At 71.9% G+C, this 18,320-nt stretch carries 15 protein-coding genes and 1 pseudogene; 9 read left to right on the top strand and 7 right to left on the bottom strand.

Annotation, left to right across the window (positions count from 1 at the left end; all coding sequences use genetic code 11):
* The coding region (locus ACFC51_RS16135; protein WP_376529221.1) for a TIM barrel protein at positions 1 to 479 on the bottom strand (479 nt) is incomplete at its 3' end.
* A gap of 219 nt (positions 480 to 698) precedes the next feature.
* Between ACFC51_RS16135 and xylB the strand changes: the two genes are divergently transcribed.
* From xylB to ACFC51_RS16100, 7 genes are all read left to right on the top strand, one after another.
* A complete protein-coding gene (gene xylB / locus ACFC51_RS16130; protein WP_376529219.1) occupies positions 699 to 2,180 on the top strand; it encodes a xylulokinase in 1,482 nt (493 codons plus the stop codon).
* A gap of 71 nt (positions 2,181 to 2,251) precedes the next feature.
* Positions 2,252 to 3,538 (top strand): VWA domain-containing protein, encoded by a 1,287-nt coding sequence (locus tag ACFC51_RS16125; RefSeq protein ID WP_376529216.1) that lies wholly within the window; start codon positions 2,252 to 2,254, stop codon positions 3,536 to 3,538.
* A complete protein-coding gene (locus tag ACFC51_RS16120; RefSeq protein ID WP_376529214.1) occupies positions 3,538 to 4,368 on the top strand; it encodes a hypothetical protein in 831 nt (276 codons plus the stop codon). The genes ACFC51_RS16125 and ACFC51_RS16120 overlap by 1 nt, the downstream gene beginning before the upstream one ends.
* 156 nt (positions 4,369 to 4,524) lie before the next feature.
* Positions 4,525 to 5,892, top strand: coding sequence for a cytochrome P450 (locus ACFC51_RS16115; RefSeq protein ID WP_376529211.1), 1,368 nt, complete (start codon positions 4,525 to 4,527; stop codon positions 5,890 to 5,892).
* 95 nt (positions 5,893 to 5,987) lie between these two features.
* Entirely contained in the window at positions 5,988 to 7,880 is a 1,893-nt protein-coding gene (locus ACFC51_RS16110; protein ID WP_376529208.1) for an ABC transporter ATP-binding protein, read from the top strand.
* 64 nt (positions 7,881 to 7,944) lie between these two features.
* The gene (locus tag ACFC51_RS16105; protein WP_376370174.1) at positions 7,945 to 8,379 is read left to right on the top strand and encodes a VOC family protein; all 435 of its coding nucleotides are present in this window, start codon (positions 7,945 to 7,947) and stop codon (positions 8,377 to 8,379) included.
* Positions 8,380 to 8,550: 171 nt separating this feature from the next.
* On the top strand, positions 8,551 to 9,750 hold the full coding sequence (locus ACFC51_RS16100; protein WP_376529206.1) for a low temperature requirement protein A: 1,200 nt from the start codon (positions 8,551 to 8,553) through the stop codon (positions 9,748 to 9,750).
* A gap of 175 nt (positions 9,751 to 9,925) precedes the next feature.
* On the opposite strand, the gene ACFC51_RS16095 is transcribed toward ACFC51_RS16100, so the two are convergent.
* Positions 9,926 to 12,106 (bottom strand): MMPL family transporter, encoded by a 2,181-nt coding sequence (locus ACFC51_RS16095; RefSeq protein ID WP_376529205.1) that lies wholly within the window; start codon positions 12,104 to 12,106, stop codon positions 9,926 to 9,928.
* 3 nt (positions 12,107 to 12,109) lie between these two features.
* Positions 12,110 to 12,325 (bottom strand): hypothetical protein, encoded by a 216-nt coding sequence (locus ACFC51_RS16090; RefSeq protein WP_376370169.1) that lies wholly within the window; start codon positions 12,323 to 12,325, stop codon positions 12,110 to 12,112.
* 180 nt (positions 12,326 to 12,505) lie between these two features.
* Here ACFC51_RS16090 and ACFC51_RS16085 point away from each other — a divergent pair, with 180 nt between their 5' ends.
* Together ACFC51_RS16085 and ACFC51_RS16080 are read left to right on the top strand one after the other, a co-directional pair.
* A complete protein-coding gene (locus tag ACFC51_RS16085) occupies positions 12,506 to 13,675 on the top strand; it encodes a sensor histidine kinase (protein ID WP_376529202.1) in 1,170 nt (389 codons plus the stop codon).
* Positions 13,650 to 14,317: pseudogene (locus ACFC51_RS16080) on the top strand (response regulator). The gene ACFC51_RS16085 and the pseudogene ACFC51_RS16080 overlap by 26 nt, the downstream one beginning before the upstream one ends.
* A gap of 214 nt (positions 14,318 to 14,531) precedes the next feature.
* Here ACFC51_RS16080 and ACFC51_RS16075 read toward each other — a convergent pair.
* From ACFC51_RS16075 to ACFC51_RS16060, 4 genes are all read right to left on the bottom strand, one after another.
* Entirely contained in the window at positions 14,532 to 15,866 is a 1,335-nt protein-coding gene (locus ACFC51_RS16075) for an FtsX-like permease family protein (RefSeq protein WP_376529200.1), read from the bottom strand.
* On the bottom strand, positions 15,856 to 16,596 hold the full coding sequence (locus tag ACFC51_RS16070) for an ABC transporter ATP-binding protein (RefSeq protein WP_376370164.1): 741 nt from the start codon (positions 16,594 to 16,596) through the stop codon (positions 15,856 to 15,858). Before ACFC51_RS16070 ends, ACFC51_RS16075 begins: the two co-directional genes overlap by 11 nt.
* The gene (locus ACFC51_RS16065) at positions 16,593 to 17,162 is read right to left on the bottom strand and encodes a PadR family transcriptional regulator (RefSeq protein WP_376370163.1); all 570 of its coding nucleotides are present in this window, start codon (positions 17,160 to 17,162) and stop codon (positions 16,593 to 16,595) included. The genes ACFC51_RS16070 and ACFC51_RS16065 overlap by 4 nt, the downstream gene beginning before the upstream one ends.
* 173 nt (positions 17,163 to 17,335) lie before the next feature.
* Positions 17,336 to 18,319, bottom strand: a complete 984-nt coding sequence (locus ACFC51_RS16060) for an ABC transporter substrate-binding protein (protein WP_376370161.1) — start codon at positions 18,317 to 18,319, stop codon at positions 17,336 to 17,338.
* Position 18,320 lies beyond the last annotated feature (1 nt).

Raw genomic sequence — 18,320 nt, 5'->3', positions numbered from 1 at the left:
ATGCGGTCCAGGGCGACACGCACGTCCTTGGCGCCGCCGGACTCGGCGCCTTCGCGTCCGCCCCAGGCGACGTAGGTGGTCGCGCCGAGCTCGGCGGCCAGGTCGATGTTGCGGATGACCTTGCGCAGCGCGAAGCGCCGGACGTCGCGGTCGTTCGCGGTGAACCCGCCGTCCTTGAACACCGGGTGGGTGAACAGGTTCGTCGTGGCCATCGGGACCTTCATCCCGGTGCGCTCCAGGGCGTCCTTGAACCGGCCGATCAGCCGGGCACGCTCGGTGTCGTCGGACCCGAACGGGATCAGGTCGTCGTCGTGGAACGTCACGCCGTGCGCGCCGAGCTCCGCGAGCCGCTCCACGGACTCGACCGGGTCCAGCGCGGGACGCGTCGGCTCACCGAACGGGTCGTTGCCACGCCAGCCCACGGTCCACAGACCGAAGGTGAACCTGTCCGCAGGGGTGGGAGTGAAGCGTTCCGTCATCGTCTGTCCGCCTTCGACTGCCGGGGGTCCGGGACCGTCGCGTCACCCCGGGCCTATTTGTTCACTGACATGATTAATTATGCACACGGCACCGCGCGGACGTAACCCCCCGGACGGCGAAACGGGGACACCCCTGGTCGGCACGCCGCCGATCACGTAATTTGTTTGTCGCACTCCCAAAACCCGCACCACCGGAAACCGCACGAGAAGAGGTAGCCCATGCCGCCGCGTACCGTCGTCATCGGCGTGGACAGCTCCACCCAGTCCACCAAGGCTGCAGTCACCGACGCCGAAACCGGTGAGCTGCTCGCCGTCGGCCGCGCACCGCACGTCGTCACGGGTGACGGCGGAGCACGCGAGACCGACCCCGAGATCTGGTGGCGGGCGCTGTGCGACGCCGTCGCGGCCGGGCTCAAGGAGTCCGGCCTCTCCGCCTCCGCCGTCACCGGCATCGCGGTCGCCGGGCAGCAGCACGGACTCGTGGCGCTCGACCGGTCCGGCAGGCCCCTGCGCCCCGCCCTCCTGTGGAACGACACACGCTCCGCGCCGCAGGCGGCGGCGCTCGTCGCCGAGCTGGGCGGCCCCGAGGCGTGGACCGCCCGCACCGGCACGGTGCCCGTGGCGTCCATGACCGCGACGAAGTGGCGGTGGCTGCGCGAGAACGATCCGGCGAGCGCAGGGGCGACGGCCTCCGTGCGGCTGCCCCACGACTTCCTCACCGAGCGGCTCTCGGGCGTCGCGGCGACCGACCCGGGCGACGCGTCGGGCACCTGCTGGTACTCCACCGACACGGGCGCGTACGACCCGGAGCTCCTGGACCGGCTCGGCCTGGACCTCTCGATGCTGCCGGAGGTCGCCGCCACGGGCGGGACCAGGATCGGGTCGCTGACCGAGGCCGCAGCCGAGGCGCTCGGCCTGCCGGCCGGGATCGCCGTGGCCGCCGGCACCGGGGACAACATGAGCGCCGCGGTGGGCCTCGGCCTGGGCGGTGCGGGGCTGCTGGACCACCCCGTCCTGAGCCTCGGCACCTCCGGCACGGTCTTCGCCGCCTCCCGGACGCGCCCCGCGTCCACCGCCCTCTCCGGCTTCGCGGCGGCCGACGGCACGTATCTCCCGCTGGCCTGCACGCTCAACTGCACCCTGGCCGTCGACAAGGTGGCCACGGTGCTCGGCCTGCACCGCGACGACGCGGCGCCCGGCGGTGAGGCCGTCCTCCTCCCCTACCTGGACGGCGAGCGCACCCCGGACCTGCCCACCTCGTCCGGCCTCCTGACAGGGCTCCGGCACGACACCACGCCGCAGCAGCTGCTGGGCGCGGCCTACGAGGGCGCGGCGTTCACCGTGCTGCGGGCGCTCGACGAGCTGCTGCGCGCGTGCGGCCTGGACCCGGCCGACCCCGAGGTCGCCGGCCGGCCGCTGCGGCTGATCGGCGGCGGCGCGCAGGGCCGGACCTGGGTGGAGACCGTACGCCGCCTCTCCGGCCGCCCCCTGATCGTGCCGAGCAGTGGCGAGCTGGTCGCGCTCGGCGCGGCGGCGCTGGCCGCCTCCGCGGCGGGCGGCGGGGACCCGGTCGCCGTCGCGGCGCGGTGGAACGCGGCCTCGGACGACGCCGAACTCCCACCGGTGGAGCGGGACACCGAGACCTGGGAGCGCGTCGGCTCCGTGCTGGACAGAGCCTCGGAGCCGCTGCTCGGCGGATGAGGGAGCACCCCGAAATCGCGCCCGCCACCCGTGTTTTGGGGATGGCCGCGGATCTTCAATAGGATCCGGCGATGATCATAAGAAAACGGCTGACGGCTGGGGTGTGCGTCCTTCTCGCCACCCTGGCCGCCGGGCTCGGCACCGCCGTTCCGGCCTCCGCCGACGAACCCACCGCCGCCGCACCGCCCAAGGTCGAACTGGTCCTTGACGTCAGCGGCTCCATGCGCACCCGCGACATCGACGGCGAGTCCCGGATATCCGCCGCCAAGCAGGCGTTCAACGATGTCCTGGACGCGGTGCCCGAGGAGGTCGAGCTCGGCATCCGTACGCTCGGCGCCGACTACCCGGGCGACGACCGCAAGGTCGGCTGCAAGGACACCAAGCAGCTCTACCCGGTCGGCCCGCTCGACCGCACCGAGGCCAAGACCGCCGTCGCCACGCTGGCGCCGACCGGCTGGACCCCGATCGGCCCCGCCCTGCTCGGCGCGGCCGACGACCTCGAGGGCGGTGACGCCACCCGGCGGATCGTCCTGATCACCGACGGCGAGGACACCTGCGGCCCGCTGGACCCCTGCGAGGTCGCGCGCGAGATCGCCGCCCGGGGGACCCACCTGGTCGTCGACACGCTGGGCCTGGTGCCGAACGCCAAGATCCGGCAGCAGCTGACCTGCATCGCCGAGGCCACCGGCGGCACCTACACAGCGGTCCAGCACACCGAGGAACTCTCCGGCCGCGTCACACAGTTGGTGGACCGGGCCGCCGAGCCCGTCGTCACCCCGGTGGCGACCGAGGGCGCGGGCAGCTGCTCCGCGGCCCCGGTCCTGAAGGCCGGGCTCTACACGGACCGCCAGGAGATCGGCAAGCACCGCTGGTACCGGGTGGACGTCCTGCCCGGCCAGGAGCTGCGCGCCTCGGTGAGCGTGGGCGCGGACCGCGCCGTGAACAACGACTACGGGGTCCTGCTGCGCGCCGTGACCACGCACGGCCGTGAGATCGTCCGCGGTTCGGAGTCCGGCACGGGGCGCACGGACGCCGTCTCCACCGGCCTGCGCTACCCGAAGGGCGAGCAGGACGACGCCGACGTCTCCGACGAGGACCTGAAGCCCGCCGCGGAGAGCGTCTGCCTCGATCTCGGCAACTCCTTCTCGGCGCCCGCCTCGGTGAAGACCACTCCAGGCATGCCCGTCGAGCTGACCATCGACCTCGTGAAGTCACCCGACGAGGCCGCCGACACCGCCGCGTTCGGCCTCGGCCGCGGCTGGTGGCTGCTGGGCGTCATGGTGCTGGCCGGGCTGATCGCCGGGCTGCTGTTCGGCTGGATCTCGCGCTGGCGCGTCGCCGTCTGGAGGACCAACTGATGCGTACCACCCGCAGAAGCACCGTACGCCGCGTATGCGTGGGGGCGCTGCTGGCCGCCGTCACCCTGCTCGCCCCGGCGGGCACCGCCGCCGCCGACGACCCCTCCGCGAGCGCGAGCGCGAGCCCGTCGGAGGGCGGGTCGGCGGGGCCGACGGAGGCGGGCACCACCTTCCGCACCGCCACACCCGTGCGGCAGGGCCAGGCGGCCACCGCGGACGCGTCCACGGGCGACTACCTGTACTGGGCCTTCCCCGGCGACACCGGGCAACGCCCGACGGTCCGCGCCGAGGTGAGCCTGCCCGAGAGTGCCACCCGGCACGGCGCCTCGACCTGGCAGATCGACGTGTACGACGGGCTCCGCCGCCGGCAGGCCTGCATGTACGGCCACCAGACCCGGAAGGCCGCGCCCGACGCCGCCACCGTCGAACTGTCCTGCGTGCTGCGCACCGTGCGCGCCTGGTCCGAACCGTGGGCGTCCGACCCGCTGCCCGGCACCTACTACGTGCGCCTGACGGTGGTCGGCCTGCCCGAGGAGGATCTGGGCCTGCCGGTCCACGTCGAGACGGAGGTCACCTCGGCCGACCAGGGCGGCGCCCACGACGTGGACGGCACGCTCGCCGAGCCCCTCGTACCCGGCGTCTCCGCGGCATCGGCCCAGGGCGTCACCCTGGCCGGCAGCGAGCCGGAGGACGGCTGGTCCTCCGGGTGGTGGACCAGCCGCTGGCTGTGGACCGCCGGCGGCGCCGCGCTCGCCGCGCTCGCGGGCGTGTTCGGCTACTCCCTGACGCGCGGCGGTGGCCGCCCGTCCCGGGTACCGCCGGGCGTCTGATCCCGCAGCACGTCGTCACCGGGGGCCGCAGGCGACCGCCTGCGGCCCCCGGCCGTGCCATGGCCTGAACCGGAGATCGCCCCTTCGAGCTCATGGCCGACTGGCATTAGGCTCAGCAACTCACGTACTGCGCACGGCAGATGACGGGAGTTCCCCATGTCCACGGAAACCGGTGCGGCCCTCGACACCGGGCCGCGCGGCCACCGGATCGTCCAGGGACCCAGGGGCGTGCCGCTCCTGGGGAGCCTGCCCCAGTTCGGCAAGGACCCCCTCGCGTTCTTCGAGCGCCTGCGCGGTCACGGGGACATGGTGCGCTGGCGCTTCGGCCGCAACGACTGCATCTTCGTCGCCGATCCGGAGTGCATCGGCGAACTGCTCACCGAGACGGAACGCACCTTCGACCAGCCCCTGCTGGGCATCGCCTTCCGTACGGTCATGGGCAACGGCGTCGTCGTCGCCCGCGGCGCGGACTGGAGGCGCAAGCGCTCCCTGGTCCAGCCCTCGGTGCGGCCCAAGCAGGTGAAGTCGTACGCCTCCACGATGACTGCGTGTGCCGTGGACCTGGCCGACAGCTGGTCGGGCGGCGAACGCGTCGACGTCAAGCGGGAGATGGCGGCCCTGACGCAGAAGATCGCGGTCCGCACCATCTTCGGGGTGGACACACCGGCCGACGCGGCGTCGATGGGCCGGGCCATGGACATCGCCCAGCAGGAGATCGGCAAGGAGTTCAGCGGCCTGGGCGCCGTGCTGCCCGACTGGGTGCCGACGCCCGGCCGGGCCAGGATCAAGAAGGCCGCCGCCGTGATCGACGCCGAGGTCGGACGCGTGGTGGCCCGCCACCGCGACGGGGACGGCGAGCGCCCCGACCTGCTGAGCCGGCTGCTCACGGCGGTGGACGAGACCGGGGCGCACCTCACCGACCAGGAGATCCGCGACGAGACCGTCACCCTCTACATCGGCGGTCACGAGACGACCGCCTCCACGCTGGTGTGGGCCTGGTACCTCCTCTCCCGTACCCCGCGGGCGCTCGCCGCGCTCACCGAGGAGCTGGACCGGGTGCTGGGCGACCGGGAACCGGGGATCGACGACTACGCGCGGCTGCCGTACGCCCAGGCGGTGGTGAAGGAGACCCTCCGGCTGTATCCGACGATCTGGCTGGTCACGGGGATCGCCAAGGAGGGGGCCCGGCTCGGCGGGGTGCCGATACCGGAGGGCACGCGGGTGTGGAGCAGCCAGTGGGCGACGCACCGGGACGAGCGGTGGTTCCCCGAGCCCGAGGCGTTCCGCCCCGAGCGCTGGGACGAGGAGGACGGGGACGAGATCCCGGAGTACGCCTGGTACCCGTTCGGCGGTGGCCCCCGGGTCTGCCTGGGTACCCGCTTCGCGATGGTCGAGGCGGTGCTGATCCTGGCCGTCCTGGCGCGCCGCTTCGAGCTGGAGGTCGACCCGGGCACCGTCGATCCCGTGCCGACGCTGACCCTGCAGCCGGACCGGGAGGTCATGGCGACCGTTCGGGCACGCTGAACGCGCCGACGGGTGAAGCCGGCCGGGAACGTTTGACCTCAACTTCACTCGAGGTCCTAACGTTCCCCGCACACCGACCGACCCCGGAGGACCGCATGGACATGGAAGTCACGGCGTGGCACGCGCTGCACAGCACGGTGAACGCGCAGACGGACCGCAGGCCCTTCTCCAGAGCCACACTGCACCGCATCGGAGCCTTCGCCCGGCCGCACCGGGGCAGGATCGTCCGCTTCCTGCTCCTCAGCGTGGTCACCGCCCTCCTGGCGGTGGCCACGCCCGTACTGGCCGGCTGGGTCGTCGACGCGATCGTGGAGGGCCGGGACCCCGGCACGGTCGTCCGGTACGCCCTGCTCATCGCCCTGATCGCGCTGGCGGAGGCGGGGCTCGGCCTCCTCGTCCGATGGCTCTCCGCCACCCTCGGCGAGGGGCTGATCCTCGATCTGCGGACAGCCGTCTTCGACCACGTCCAGCGAATGCCCGTCGCCTTCTTCACCCGTACCAGGACCGGTGCACTGGTCAGCCGGCTCAACAACGATGTGATCGGCGCGCAGCGGGCGTTCAGCAACACGCTCTCCGGCGTCGTCTCCAACGTCGTCACCCTGCTGCTGACCCTGGCCGTGATGCTGACGATCTCGTGGCAGATCACGCTGCTCGCCCTGGTGCTGCTGCCGGTGTTCGTCGTCCCCGCCCGCCGCATGGGCACACGGATGGCCGACCTCCAGCGGGAGGCCGCCGGCCACAACGCCACCATGGGCACGCAGATGACCGAACGCTTCTCCGCGCCGGGCGCGACGCTCATCAAGCTCTTCGGCCGCCCCGCGGACGAGTCCGCCGCATTCGCGGCCCGCGCGGGACGGGTACGTGACATCGGCGTCCGCACGGCGATGTTGCAGTCCACCTTCATCACGGCACTCACCCTGGTGTCGGCCCTCGCCCTCGCCCTCGTCTACGGCCTCGGCGGTCACTACGCGCTGCGCGGCACCCTGGAACCCGGGGCCGTCGTCGCCCTGGCCCTGCTGCTCACCCGGCTCTACGCGCCCCTGACGGCCCTGGCCGGAGCCCGGGTCGAAGTGATGAGCGCCCTGGTCAGCTTCGAGCGGGTCTTCGAGATCCTCGACCTGAAACCGCTGATCGCGGAGAAGCCCGACGCCCGCCGGGTGCCGGACGGACCGGTGTCCGTCGAGTTCGACGGGGTCTCCTTCGGCTACCCGTCCGCCGACAAGGTCTCGCTCGCCTCCCTCGAAGAGGTCGCCACGCTCGATCGGGGCGACGGCTCGCAGGTGCTGCACGACGTCTCCTTCACGGCCGAACCCGGCCGCATGGTCGCCCTCGTGGGATCGTCCGGAGCCGGGAAGTCGACCATCGCGCAGCTGCTCCCCCGGCTGTACGACGCCGACGCCGGCACCGTACGGCTGAACGGCGTCGACGTACGCGACCTGACGTCCGACTCGATCCGGGAGACCCTCGGCATGGTCACCCAGGACGGGCACCTCTTCCACGAGTCGGTCCGCGCCAACCTGCTGCTCGCCGGCCCGCAGGCCACCGAGGAGGAGATCTGGGACGCGTTGCGCCGCTCCCGCCTGGACGGGCTGGTGGCCTCGCTCCCCGACGGGCTGGACACGGTGGTCGGCGAACGCGGCTACCGGCTCTCCGGAGGCGAACGCCAGCGGCTCACCATCGCCCGGCTGCTGCTGGCCCGTCAGCGCGTGGTGATCCTGGACGAGGCGACCGCGCACCTGGACTCCACCTCGGAGGCCGCCGTCCAGGAGGCGCTGGCCGAGGCCCTGGAAGGCCGCACGGCCGTGGTGATCGCCCACCGGCTCTCGACCGTGCGCTCCGCGGACCTCATCCTGGTCGTGGAGGGCGGGCGCATCGTCGAACGGGGCACGCACGAGGAGCTGCTGGCCGCCGGAGGACGGTACGAGGAGCTGCACCGCACCCAGTTCGAACGTCCGGAGGCGGACGAGGCGGCCCGGGCGACCGGTTGACCGTCTCCCGGCCTGGTCGCGGGCCCGGGGGACGGGCGCGGACCCCCGCCTCTACGATGGTCCGATGGCATCGATCAGGCAGGTCCAGATCACCTTCGACTGCGCGGAGCCCCGGCGCGTCGCCCGCTTCTGGTGCGAGGTGCTGGGGTACGTCCTCCAGCCGCCGCCGGAGGGCTTCGACACCTGGGAGGACTTCGACCGCGCGCAGCCGCCCGGGAACGGGGACGCCTGGGCCGTCTGCAAGGACCCCTCGGGTGCGGGCCCGCGCATGTACTTCCAGCGCGTCCCCGAGGGCAAGGCCGTCAAGAACCGGGTCCATCTCGACGTGCGGGTCGGCACCGGCCTCGTGGGCGAGGAGCGCCTCGCGGCACTGGAGGCCGAGTGCGCCCGGCTGCTGCCGCTCGGCGCGGTGCGCGGACAGCTGCTGCTCGCGGACGAGGAGAACGAGTCGTGCCTCAACATGCAGGACCCCGAGGGCAACGAGTTCTGTCTCGACTGAGCGCCCGCCGTGGCCTGTCGGCGTTGCACGTCCTCCGACGGCCCTCGTAACGTGACCGGTGTCCGTCGAGCCGACCGACCCGGCCGGTGGCCTGCACGGTCGGCGCCGGACGGCCCGGCCGCCTGGTACGGCCGGGCCGTGAGAGCCCTCCGACCGTGAAACCTGGTACGCATGAGTCAGTCACCGTCCGCCCTCGGGGCATGGCACCGGCCGATGGTCGCCCGTCTCGCGGGCGAGGAGAACCGCACGGCGACCGCGCTGGAGCTCTTCTTCGACCTGTGCTTCGTCACCGCCGTCGCCCAGGCGTCGGGAGCCTTCGAGCACGAACTCGCCGAGGGACACGTCGGGGACGGGGTCCTGGGCTACGCGATGGTGTTCTTCGCGATCTGGTGGGCCTGGATGAACTTCACCTGGTTCGCCTCCGCCTACGACACCGACGACGTCCCGTACCGGCTCCTCACCCTGGTCCAGATCACGGGTGCCCTGATCCTGGCCGCGGGCGCGGCGGACGCCCTCTCGCACGAGGACTTCACCGTCATCACCTGGGGATACGTCGTCATGCGGCTCGCCATGGCCACCCAGTGGCTGCGCGCCGCACGCTCCGACCCGGAACGCCGGCGCTCCTGCCTGCGCTACGCGGCCGGCATCCTGATCGTGCAGGTCGGCTGGGTCGCGAGGCTGGCGCTGCCGGAGGACTGGGGCCTGCCGCTGTTCGCGGTCCTGGTCCTGGCCGAGATCGCCGTCCCCGTCTGGGCCGAGAGCCCGGCGAAGACCACCTGGCATCCCCATCACATCGCCGAGCGGTACGGGCTGTTCACCCTCATCGTCCTCGGTGAGACCATCACCGCGGCCACCGCCGCCGTCCGCACCGCGCTCGACGGCGAGACGGCCCTCGGCGACATCGCGACCCTGGTCGTCGGCGGCGTACTGACGGTGTTCGCCCTGTGGTGGCTCTACTTCGCGCAGAACGCCCCCCAGCGGCTCACCGGCTTCAGGGCGGCGATCCTCTGGGGCTACGGCCACTACGCCGTCTTCGCCTCGGCCGCGGCGGTCGGCGCCGGACTGGCGGTCAACGTGGCCCACGCCGGCGGTCACGGTCACCTCTCGGACCGTGCCGCCGCAGCGGCGTTCACCATCCCGGTGGCCGTCTTCATCACCCTGGTGTGGCTGCTCCACCACCGGGCGGAGGAACTCCGCAGCCGCAACGACCTCATCCACCCCGTCGCCGTCCTCGCCGTCCTGGCCACGACGTTCCTCCCGGTCCCGGTGCTCGTCACCGGCATCCTCACCGCCGCACTCGTCGCGGCGACACTCGTCGTGGCGGCGCGCCCGGGCGGCGGGGCGGACACCGCCGAGGCGGGAACGGCATGACGCGGACCGAGGACCCTGGTAGTGCCTCGTCAGGTTCTGGGTCCGCTTCGGCTGCGGGCGGTTGCGGGTGGTGCAGGTGCCGGTCCAGCACTTCGGCAGGTCGTCGAGGAGGTCCCGGACCTGGTAGGGAACCAGGTCCTGGACCGCAGCCGACCAGGCTGAGCCGGGCCGCGGGTCAGTTCTGCCCGGGACTCTCGACCGACACCCTGGGCAGCTTTCGGTCCAGCCATGCGGGCAGCCACCAGGCCCGCTTGCCGAGCATCTGCATGACGGCGGGGACGATCAGGCAGCGGATGACCACTGCGTCGAGCAGGATCGCGACGGCCAGACCGAGACCGAACTGCTGGAGCATCCCGTCCGAGCTGAGGACGAACGCACCGAAGACGAACATCATGATGGCCGCGGCCGCGGTGATGACCTTGCCGGTCGAGGCCAGTCCCTCCCGCACGGACTGCGCCGGATCCTTGGTGCGCATCCATTCCTCGTGGATACGGGAGACGAGGAAGACCTCGTAGTCCATGGAGAGCCCGAAGACGATCGCGAAGATCAGCGCGGGAATGAACGCCTCGACGGGGCCCGGCTGTGCTCCGAACCAGCCGTGCTGGAACACCAGGGTGATCATGCCGAGTGCGGCGGAGATGGACAGCAGGTTCAGGACCGCCGCCTTGACGGGGATACAGATCGACCGGAAGACCAGCAGGAGCAGGAGCGAGGAGACGCCGACGACCACGGCGACGAACAGCGGCAGCCGGTCGGCGAGCGTCTCGGAGACGTCCTGGGAGGCAGCCGTGGCACCGCCGACCAGTACCTCGGCACCGGTGGCGTGTTCGAGGGGCGGGGCCATGTCGTCACGCAGGTGATGGACGAGGTCCACGGTTCCCACTGCCTGCGGGGAGGTCGTCGGGTAGACGAATACCGTGGACAGAGCACCGTCCGGCGAGGGCATCGCGGGACTGGCCTCGGCGACGCCGTCGGTGGTGGCGAGCTTCACCTGGACGGCCTTCCCGGCGCTCCGGTCGCCCTTCACCAGCACGATGAGCGGACCGTTGAAGCCGGGACCGAAGCCTTCGGCGAGCAGGTCGTACGCATGCCGGGCTGTCGAGCTCTTCGGGGCGTTGCCGGAGTCGGCGAAGCCCAGGCGCATGCCGAGAGCCGGTGCGGACAGGGCCAGGAGGGCGATCACACCGGCCAGCAGGGTCGGGAGGGGGCGGCGCTGCACGGCGCGGGCCATGGCGCGCCAGCGGTCGCCCTCGGTCCTGCCCTGCAGCCTGGCCCTGGCCTGCTGCTTGAGGACATGGCGCTGGATGCGCCCGCCGAACAGGGCGAGGAGGGCGGGCAGCAGTACCAGGGAAGCGGCCATCGTGACCAGGACGGTGATGGCCACCGCGAGGGCGATGCCCTGCAGGGAGCCGAGTCCGAGGGCGACCAGGCCGAGGAGGGCGACGATGACCGTGCATCCGGCGAAGAAGACGGTGCGGCCTGCGGAGTCGAGGGCCTTGCGGCCTGCCTCCGCAGACCGCACGCCGGCGAGGAGTTCGTGGCGGTAGCGGTAGAAGATCAGCAGGGCGTAGTCGACGCCGACGCCGAGACCTACGAGCATCAGGATGGGCGGGGTGAAGTCCGCGACGGTGAGGATGTGCGAGGCCAGGGCGATCAGGCCGACGGCGCCGCCCACCGCGAACAGCGCCGTGATCAGCGGCAGCGAGGCCGCGAGCAGCGAGCCGAAGAGCAGCACCAGGATGACCAGCGCGGCCACGATCCCGGCGAGTTCGGCGGTCGGCGGATCCCGGTCCTGCGCGTTGCGCGCGGCCTCGCCGCCCACCTCGACCTGGAGGTCGTCGGTGGCGATGTGCTGTGCGACATCGATCACCTGGGCGACGTCCTCCCAGGGAACCTCCTCGGTCCTGCCGTCGAGCGTGACGGACGCGTAGGCGATCGTTCCGTCCTTCGAGACCGCCGAGACGTCGGAGAAGGGGCTGCGCACGTCGGCGATGCCCGGCATCTGCTTCACCTCGGCCAGCATCGGCTCGATGCGGGCCTTCGCGCGCTCGACGCCTGCGGCGTCCTTGAAGACGATCTCGATGCTGTCGCCCGCCTGGTCGCTTCCGTGCTTCTTGAACAGGTCGGTGGCGCTCTGGGAATCGGTGCCGGGCAGCGTGAAGTCGTTCCTGTATGCGGATCCTGCCGCGGTGGAGCCCAGCGTGATGGCGGCGAGGACGGCCGCCCACAGGGCGAGAGCGGCCCAGCGATGACGTTGCGCCCAGCCCGCCAGGGCACCGAACCGGCCGACAGGCGCGGACGGCGTACCGGACGGGGGCGGAGCAAGGGACGCGGCGGAGCCGCGGGGGGAAGACATGTGCTACCTCGAATTCGAGCGAGTGCTGTCTGGAGCCGTCGCCATGCCCACGACCGCCCCGGCCGGTGCGAGGACACCGAGTGCGAGCCCGGCGAACACACCGCTGGCCGTGACCGAGAACGTTCCGGCGGCGGTGATCAGCAGAATTCCGGCCGCGGTACCCACCAGCGCGCCGACGAGGGCGGCACCGGTCCGGGTGGGAGCAATGGACGACGACATACCCTCGATCTTGCGCGGGCCCCCGGGACCCGGGCGTCGGCCCACGGCAGACACTTGGCCGCGACAGCTGTACCCCAGCGGATGTACATCCCGGACCGGCGCGTACTCCTCCGGCAGGCCCCCGTCTCGTGTCCGCACACAAGCCGTCGTGCGGCATCGCGCTCCGGGCAGAATGAAGCAGTGTTCCACCTCGATGCCACCCGCTTCCGTCTGCCCACAGGGCTCCACGCCGACCTGGCGCTCGCCGGGGTCGTGCTCGTGCTGTGCGGGGTGGCCGAGGGGCAGCGGCTCGGCGCGCAGTGGAACGCGACCGCCTCCCTGATCATCTCCTGGCTCCTGGCGGTGCTGGTGTGCGCGGCACTGCCGCTGCGTCGCCGTCATCCGGTGGCGGTGGGTGTGTGCACCGTGCTCGGCACCGGCGTCTACCACCTGCTGAGCACGGTCGACGGCCCGCTGGTCATCGTCCCGATCGCTGCGCTGTACGCGCTGGCGGCACGGGGACGGATCCAGGTGTCGGTCGCCCTGGCCGCGGTCATGGTCATCGGTGTGGGTGCGGGCGCGCTCGTCGGCACCGGCGATGTCACCGGCACGGCGGTCTTCATGCTGACCGGCTGGCTGATCGCGGTGCTGGCGTTGGGCGCGATGCGCCACGGCCGGCTCGCCTACGCCGAGGAACACGGCAGACTGCGCGCCACCCAGGAACGACTGCGTATCGCCCGCGAACTGCACGACGTCATCGGCCACACCATGTCGACGATCCATGTGCAGGCGTCCTCCACCCTGCACCGTTTGCCGAAGAACCCCGATCTGGCGAAGGAGGCGCTGACCGCCATCAAGCGGAGCAGCAAGGACGGCCTCCAGGAAGTGCGCGCCACCCTCGGTGTTCTACGTCAGGCCGACGAGGCAGCTCCGACCACCCCCTCACCGGGGCTCTCCCGGATCGGAGAGCTGATCTCCTCGGCGACTCGGGCGGGCCTGGATGTACACATCGAGCGCCACGGCACTCCCGCGCTGCTGCCCGCAGCGGTGGACCTCGCCGCCTACCGCATCGTGCAGGAGTCCCTGACCAACGCGGTCCGGCACAGCGGCGCCCGGCACGTCGTCGTCGACCTCCGCCATGGCGAGCGGGAAGTGACACTCCACGTCACCGACGACGGCCACGGCGCGGTCCGCCGGCCACCTGGCAGCGGCATCGCCGGCATGACGGAGCGAGCACGCGCCCTGGGCGGAACGCTGAGCGCCGGTGCCGGCCCTGCGGGCGGATTCACCGTCCGGGCACGGCTACCGTTCCCGGACCACCACGAGCCGATCGACGGAGCAGCTGATGATCCAGATTCTGCTGGCGGATGACCAGCGCCTCGTACGCGCGGGGATCCGCGGCATTCTCGACGACGAGGACGACCTGCACGTGGTTGCCGAAGCCTCCGACGGGCACACCGCCCTTGCCGCGTGCCGTGAACTGCTCCCCGACGTGGTCCTGATGGACATCCGCATGCCCGGCATGGACGGACTCGAAGCCGCCCGCCGCATCGCCGCCGATCAGCAGCTGTCGGCCGTGAAGGTGGTGATGCTGACCACGTTCGACCTCGACGAGTACGTGTACGGCGCGCTGCGCTCCGGCGCCACAGGCTTCCTCCTCAAGGACACCGAACCGGACGAACTCCTGCGCGCGGTCCGCGTCGCCGCGAGGGGCGAGGCACTCATCAGCCCCTCCGTCACCCGTCGCCTCATCGCGGAATTCGCCGACCGCCCCGTCAACGCCCGCGAACCCGACCAACGCCTCGATGCCCTGACCAGCCGCGAACGCGAGGTCATGCGGCTGATCGCCGCCGGCCGCACCAACGAGGAAATCGCCACGCGGCTGGTGGTCTCCCCGTTGACCGCGAAGACTCACGTCAGCCGCATCATGGCCAAACTCGGCGCCCGGGGTCCCAGGTCGTGGTCATGGCCTACGAATACCGCATGGTCAGCCCCGGCTGGCTGGAGGACTAGATCGACACCGGCAGCGGTCAGCGTGCTGCGGACGTGACGTGTCGCGACGGCTCGGAAGCGCTTCAGCCGGTTGCCGGCCCGTTCGGTGTTCCACTTCTTGTACCGCTACCGAGCGCGGGTCCTGGACCTCCTCCAGGACCCGCTGAAGAGCTGGACCGGCCCCTGCACCATCCGCGACCGCCCCTGCCCCGCAACCGAACCTGACGAAGCACCACTAGGTGAACCGGAGCTCCGACGGATGGGCCACGCGCCGCAGGAGCGGGAGGGACGTCGCGGCGGCAAGCAGACAGGCGGCTAGGACCAACGGCGGGACGAGCAGCGGCAGCAGCGGCACGAACCCGTTGTTCACGACGGCGGCATACCCCATGTACACCACCGTTCCTCCGGCCCCGGCGAGCAGGAGCGCGGGGGCCAGGGGGATCGCGGTCTCCAGAATCGTCGCCGCGGCGAGGACCCGGTACGGAACTCCGGCCGCCGCCTGGGCGGCCAGTCCCCTGCGACGGGTGGCGAGCGACTCGGCGGCGCCCACCGCGAGGCCGCAGAGACTGATGGCCAGGGCGACCAGCACGGCGGAACCGGCGAGGTCGATACCGGTGGTGTAGAAGGCCAGGCCCTCCGGTTCATGGCCGGGCCCCCGCAGCTCGGCGAGCAGGACACCGCGCACACCCACGAAGCCCACCCCGACGACGGTGACCAGCAGCAGCGCGGCATGCGTGCGCGCGGCGGCCCACGGATCGTGCGCGAGGCGGCTCGCGGCGATGAGCACCGCCGGGCGCTTGGCCCGGAGGGTGAGTCTGCGGCCCATGTACGCCGCCGATGCCTTCGCCACCCAGATCGCGCCCGCCCCGGTGAGGACCACCACGGCCAGGACCAGCGACACGAGCGGCGCAGCGCCCGCGCGCGCCGGGAACATCAGGAGCAGTGCCGACGAGGCGATCAGCACAGCCGCGAGCGCGAAGCCGAGCGCCCCCCTGCGTTGCGGGTCCGGCCCCGTCCTGCGCAGGTGGTCGAGGGGTGCTGCCAGCACGTTGCGCAGGACGAAGGCGCTCACGAGTGCCGCGACCACGGGAACGAGAAGGACGACCGCCGCGAAGCCCGCCCAGGCACCGGGTCCGGGTGAGTGCCCCACCACGGCGAGGAGCGCGACGAACGCGGCGGCTCCGGCCGTCGAACCGGCCAGGCAGACGAACCCGGACTCCACGGCGGCGATTCTCCGCACCTGGGCGGGGGACGCTCCGGCGAGCCGCATCCCGGCCATCCGCCGATGGCGGTGCACGGCGCCGATGCGGGCGCACTGGCCGAGGAAGCCCAGCACGGGGATCAGCAGGAGCACGAGCGCGAGCGCCACTCCCGCGCGCTGGCCGGGCTGGTTCAGCAACCCGTGTGCGTACGGGATCGACACCTGCCCCGGTACGGCGGCCGTGGTCACGGCCGCGAGGGAGAAGCCCGTGGCGAGCAGGGCGCCGAGGAGGGTGAGTGAGAGCCTCCACCACTCGCGGCGCTCCGAGCCCCGTGCGAGGATCCAGGCGATGCGGAGGTCAGTTCTCACGGCGGACCGCCCCCTGACCGGCGGCCTCGGCGGAGCCGGCGTCGAAGGCGCCGTCCCGCAGGGTGACCTCACGGTCCGCGTACGCGGCGATCTGCGCGTCATGGGTGATCAGGAGCACCGCCGTGGCGGTCTCCCGCGCGGTATGGACGAGAGCGGTCATCACCTGTTCCCCGGAGAGCGCGTCGAGCGCCCCGGTCGGCTCGTCCGCGAAGACCGCCCTGGGCTCGGTGACCAACGCCCGTGCCAGCGCGACCCGTTGGGACTGTCCGCCGCTCATGCCACCGGGACGGAGGTCGGCCTGGCCACGCACACCGAAGCGCTCAAGCCACTCCCCCGCCCGCCGGGCGGCGCGGTCGCGCGGGATCCCCGCCAGGAGCAGCGGCAGCGCCACGTTGTCGAGCGCGGTGAGTTCGGGGATCAGCTGCCCGAACTGGAACACCACGCCGAAGTCGTCGCGCCGCAGGCGGCTGAGCCGGTCCTCGGGGAGCCCGCCGAGCTCCTCGCCGCCGTACATCACGGTGCCTTCGTCGGGCCGGACAATCCCTGAAAGGCAGTGCAGCAGAGTCGACTTGCCGCTGCCGCTCGTGCCGGTGACGGCGAGGATCTCGCCCGCGTGGAGATCGAGGGAGGCGCCACGCAGCGCCTCGGTCCGTCCGTACGATTTCTTCAGACCGTGCGCCGAGATCAGCGCCGGGGCCTCCCGGGAGGCCTGTTCGTCCCGTGTGCTCATGCTGAGTTGACCTCCGCGGTCAAGGTGTCGATCCGGGCCGCGGTGGTGGCCATCCACCGTAGGTCGGCATCGAGATGGGCAAGGGCGTAGTCCGCCGAGAGCACCGTGCTGAGATCGGCTTCCGGCGTGGTCTTCAGTGCGGTGAGCTCGCGCATCCGCTCCATGTGGGCGGCGCGCTGGGCCCGCAGGTGGGCGGCCGCGTCCGGCGTCCGCCCGTCCCGGCCCGCCCGGTGGCCGGCCGCCTCGACGAGGATCGAGACCACGACCTTGGAGAAGATCTCGTTCGTCACGAAGGGGGCCGGCGGGGTGATCTCCTCGGCCCAGCGGTCGAGTTCGCGTGATCCCTCGTCCGTGGACCGGTAGAGGGTGCGTTCGGGGCCGCCGTCGGAGTCGGTGCCGTCGACCGCGGCCAGCCCGTCACGCACCAGGCGCTGGAGCGTCGTGTAGACCTGCCCGTAGGCGAGCGGGCGGGCCTGCGGGAAGCGTGCGTCGTACTGCCGCTTCAGGTCGTAGCCGTGGCAGGGACCCGCTGCGAGCAGGCCCAGGAGGACATGGCGGGTGCTCATGCGACCGACTCTACCCTCAGTACATGTACTGAGTGAATAGTGAGTTTCGGACGACCTCGGCCGGAAACAGCCGGAGCGGCCCGGAACGCCGTCAGCCGCCGCAGCTGATGCCGCGGCGGCTGACGGTGGGACGCGGGTCCGGGTCTGGTGGGACGGGTCCGGGCCCGGTCAGATCACCGGTCCAGCCACTTCTTCCAGGTGCCGGGGTGCTTCTCGATCCAGCGCTCCGCGGCCTCGTCGGGTGACAGCCGCTCGGAGGCGATCATCTCGGAGACCTCGTTCTGGTCCTTCTCCGACCAGTGGAACTTCTTCAGGAACGCGGCCGCGTCCCCGCCGCGCTTCGAGAAGTCCGCGTTGAGGTACTTCTGGAGCGGGGTCGTCGGGTACGCGCAGTCGATGTCCGCCGGGGCCTTCGCCGCGCAGGCGTCGGAGTGGGCGGGGAGCTTCACCTCGACCATCGGCACCTCGTTGAACAGCCACTGGGGCTGGTACCAGTAGCTGAGGAAGGGCTTCTTCTCCTTGGCGAACTGCTGCATCTGGGTGATCTGGGCGGCCTCGGAGCCGGCGAAGACGACCTTGTAGTCGAGGCCGAGATTCTTCACCAGCGCCTGGTCGTTGGTGACGTAGGACGGCGAACCGTCCATCAGCTGGCCCTTGTCACCGCTCTCGGCGGTGCGCAGTTCGTCGGCGTACTTGTCGAGGTTCTTCCAGTTCGTGACGTCGGGGTGCTCGTCCGCCCAGTACTTGGGGACGTACCAGCCGATGTGGCCGGTGACGCCGAGGTCGCCGCCGGGGACGATCGTCTTCTTGTCCTCGACGTACAGCTTCTCCTGGTCCGGGTGGCCCCAGTCCTCCAGCATGGCGTCCACGCGGCCCTGGCTGAGGGCGTCCCAGGCGGGCACCTCGTCGGTCTGCACGAGGTCGACGCGGTAGCCGAGCTCGTCCTGAAGGATCTTCTGGGCGACGGCCACGTTGGCCTGTGCACCGACCCAGGACTGGACGGACAGGGTGACGGTCTTGATGTCCGCCGGGGCTGCGAACGGGGACGCCTGCTTGGTCATGTCGGCCGCGCCGCAGCCGGTGACGGCCAGCAGGGCGCCGGCCGAGGCGACGATCGCGGACGTACGGAGGCGGGCACGGGTACGGGTGCGAGCCATG

The sequence above is a fragment of the Streptomyces sp. NPDC055962 genome, assembly GCF_042270185.1.
Classification (GTDB): Bacteria; Actinomycetota; Actinomycetes; order Streptomycetales; family Streptomycetaceae; genus Streptomyces.
Note: the sequence above shows the minus strand (reverse complement) of the source record. Positions and strands in the feature narration are given on the sequence as shown.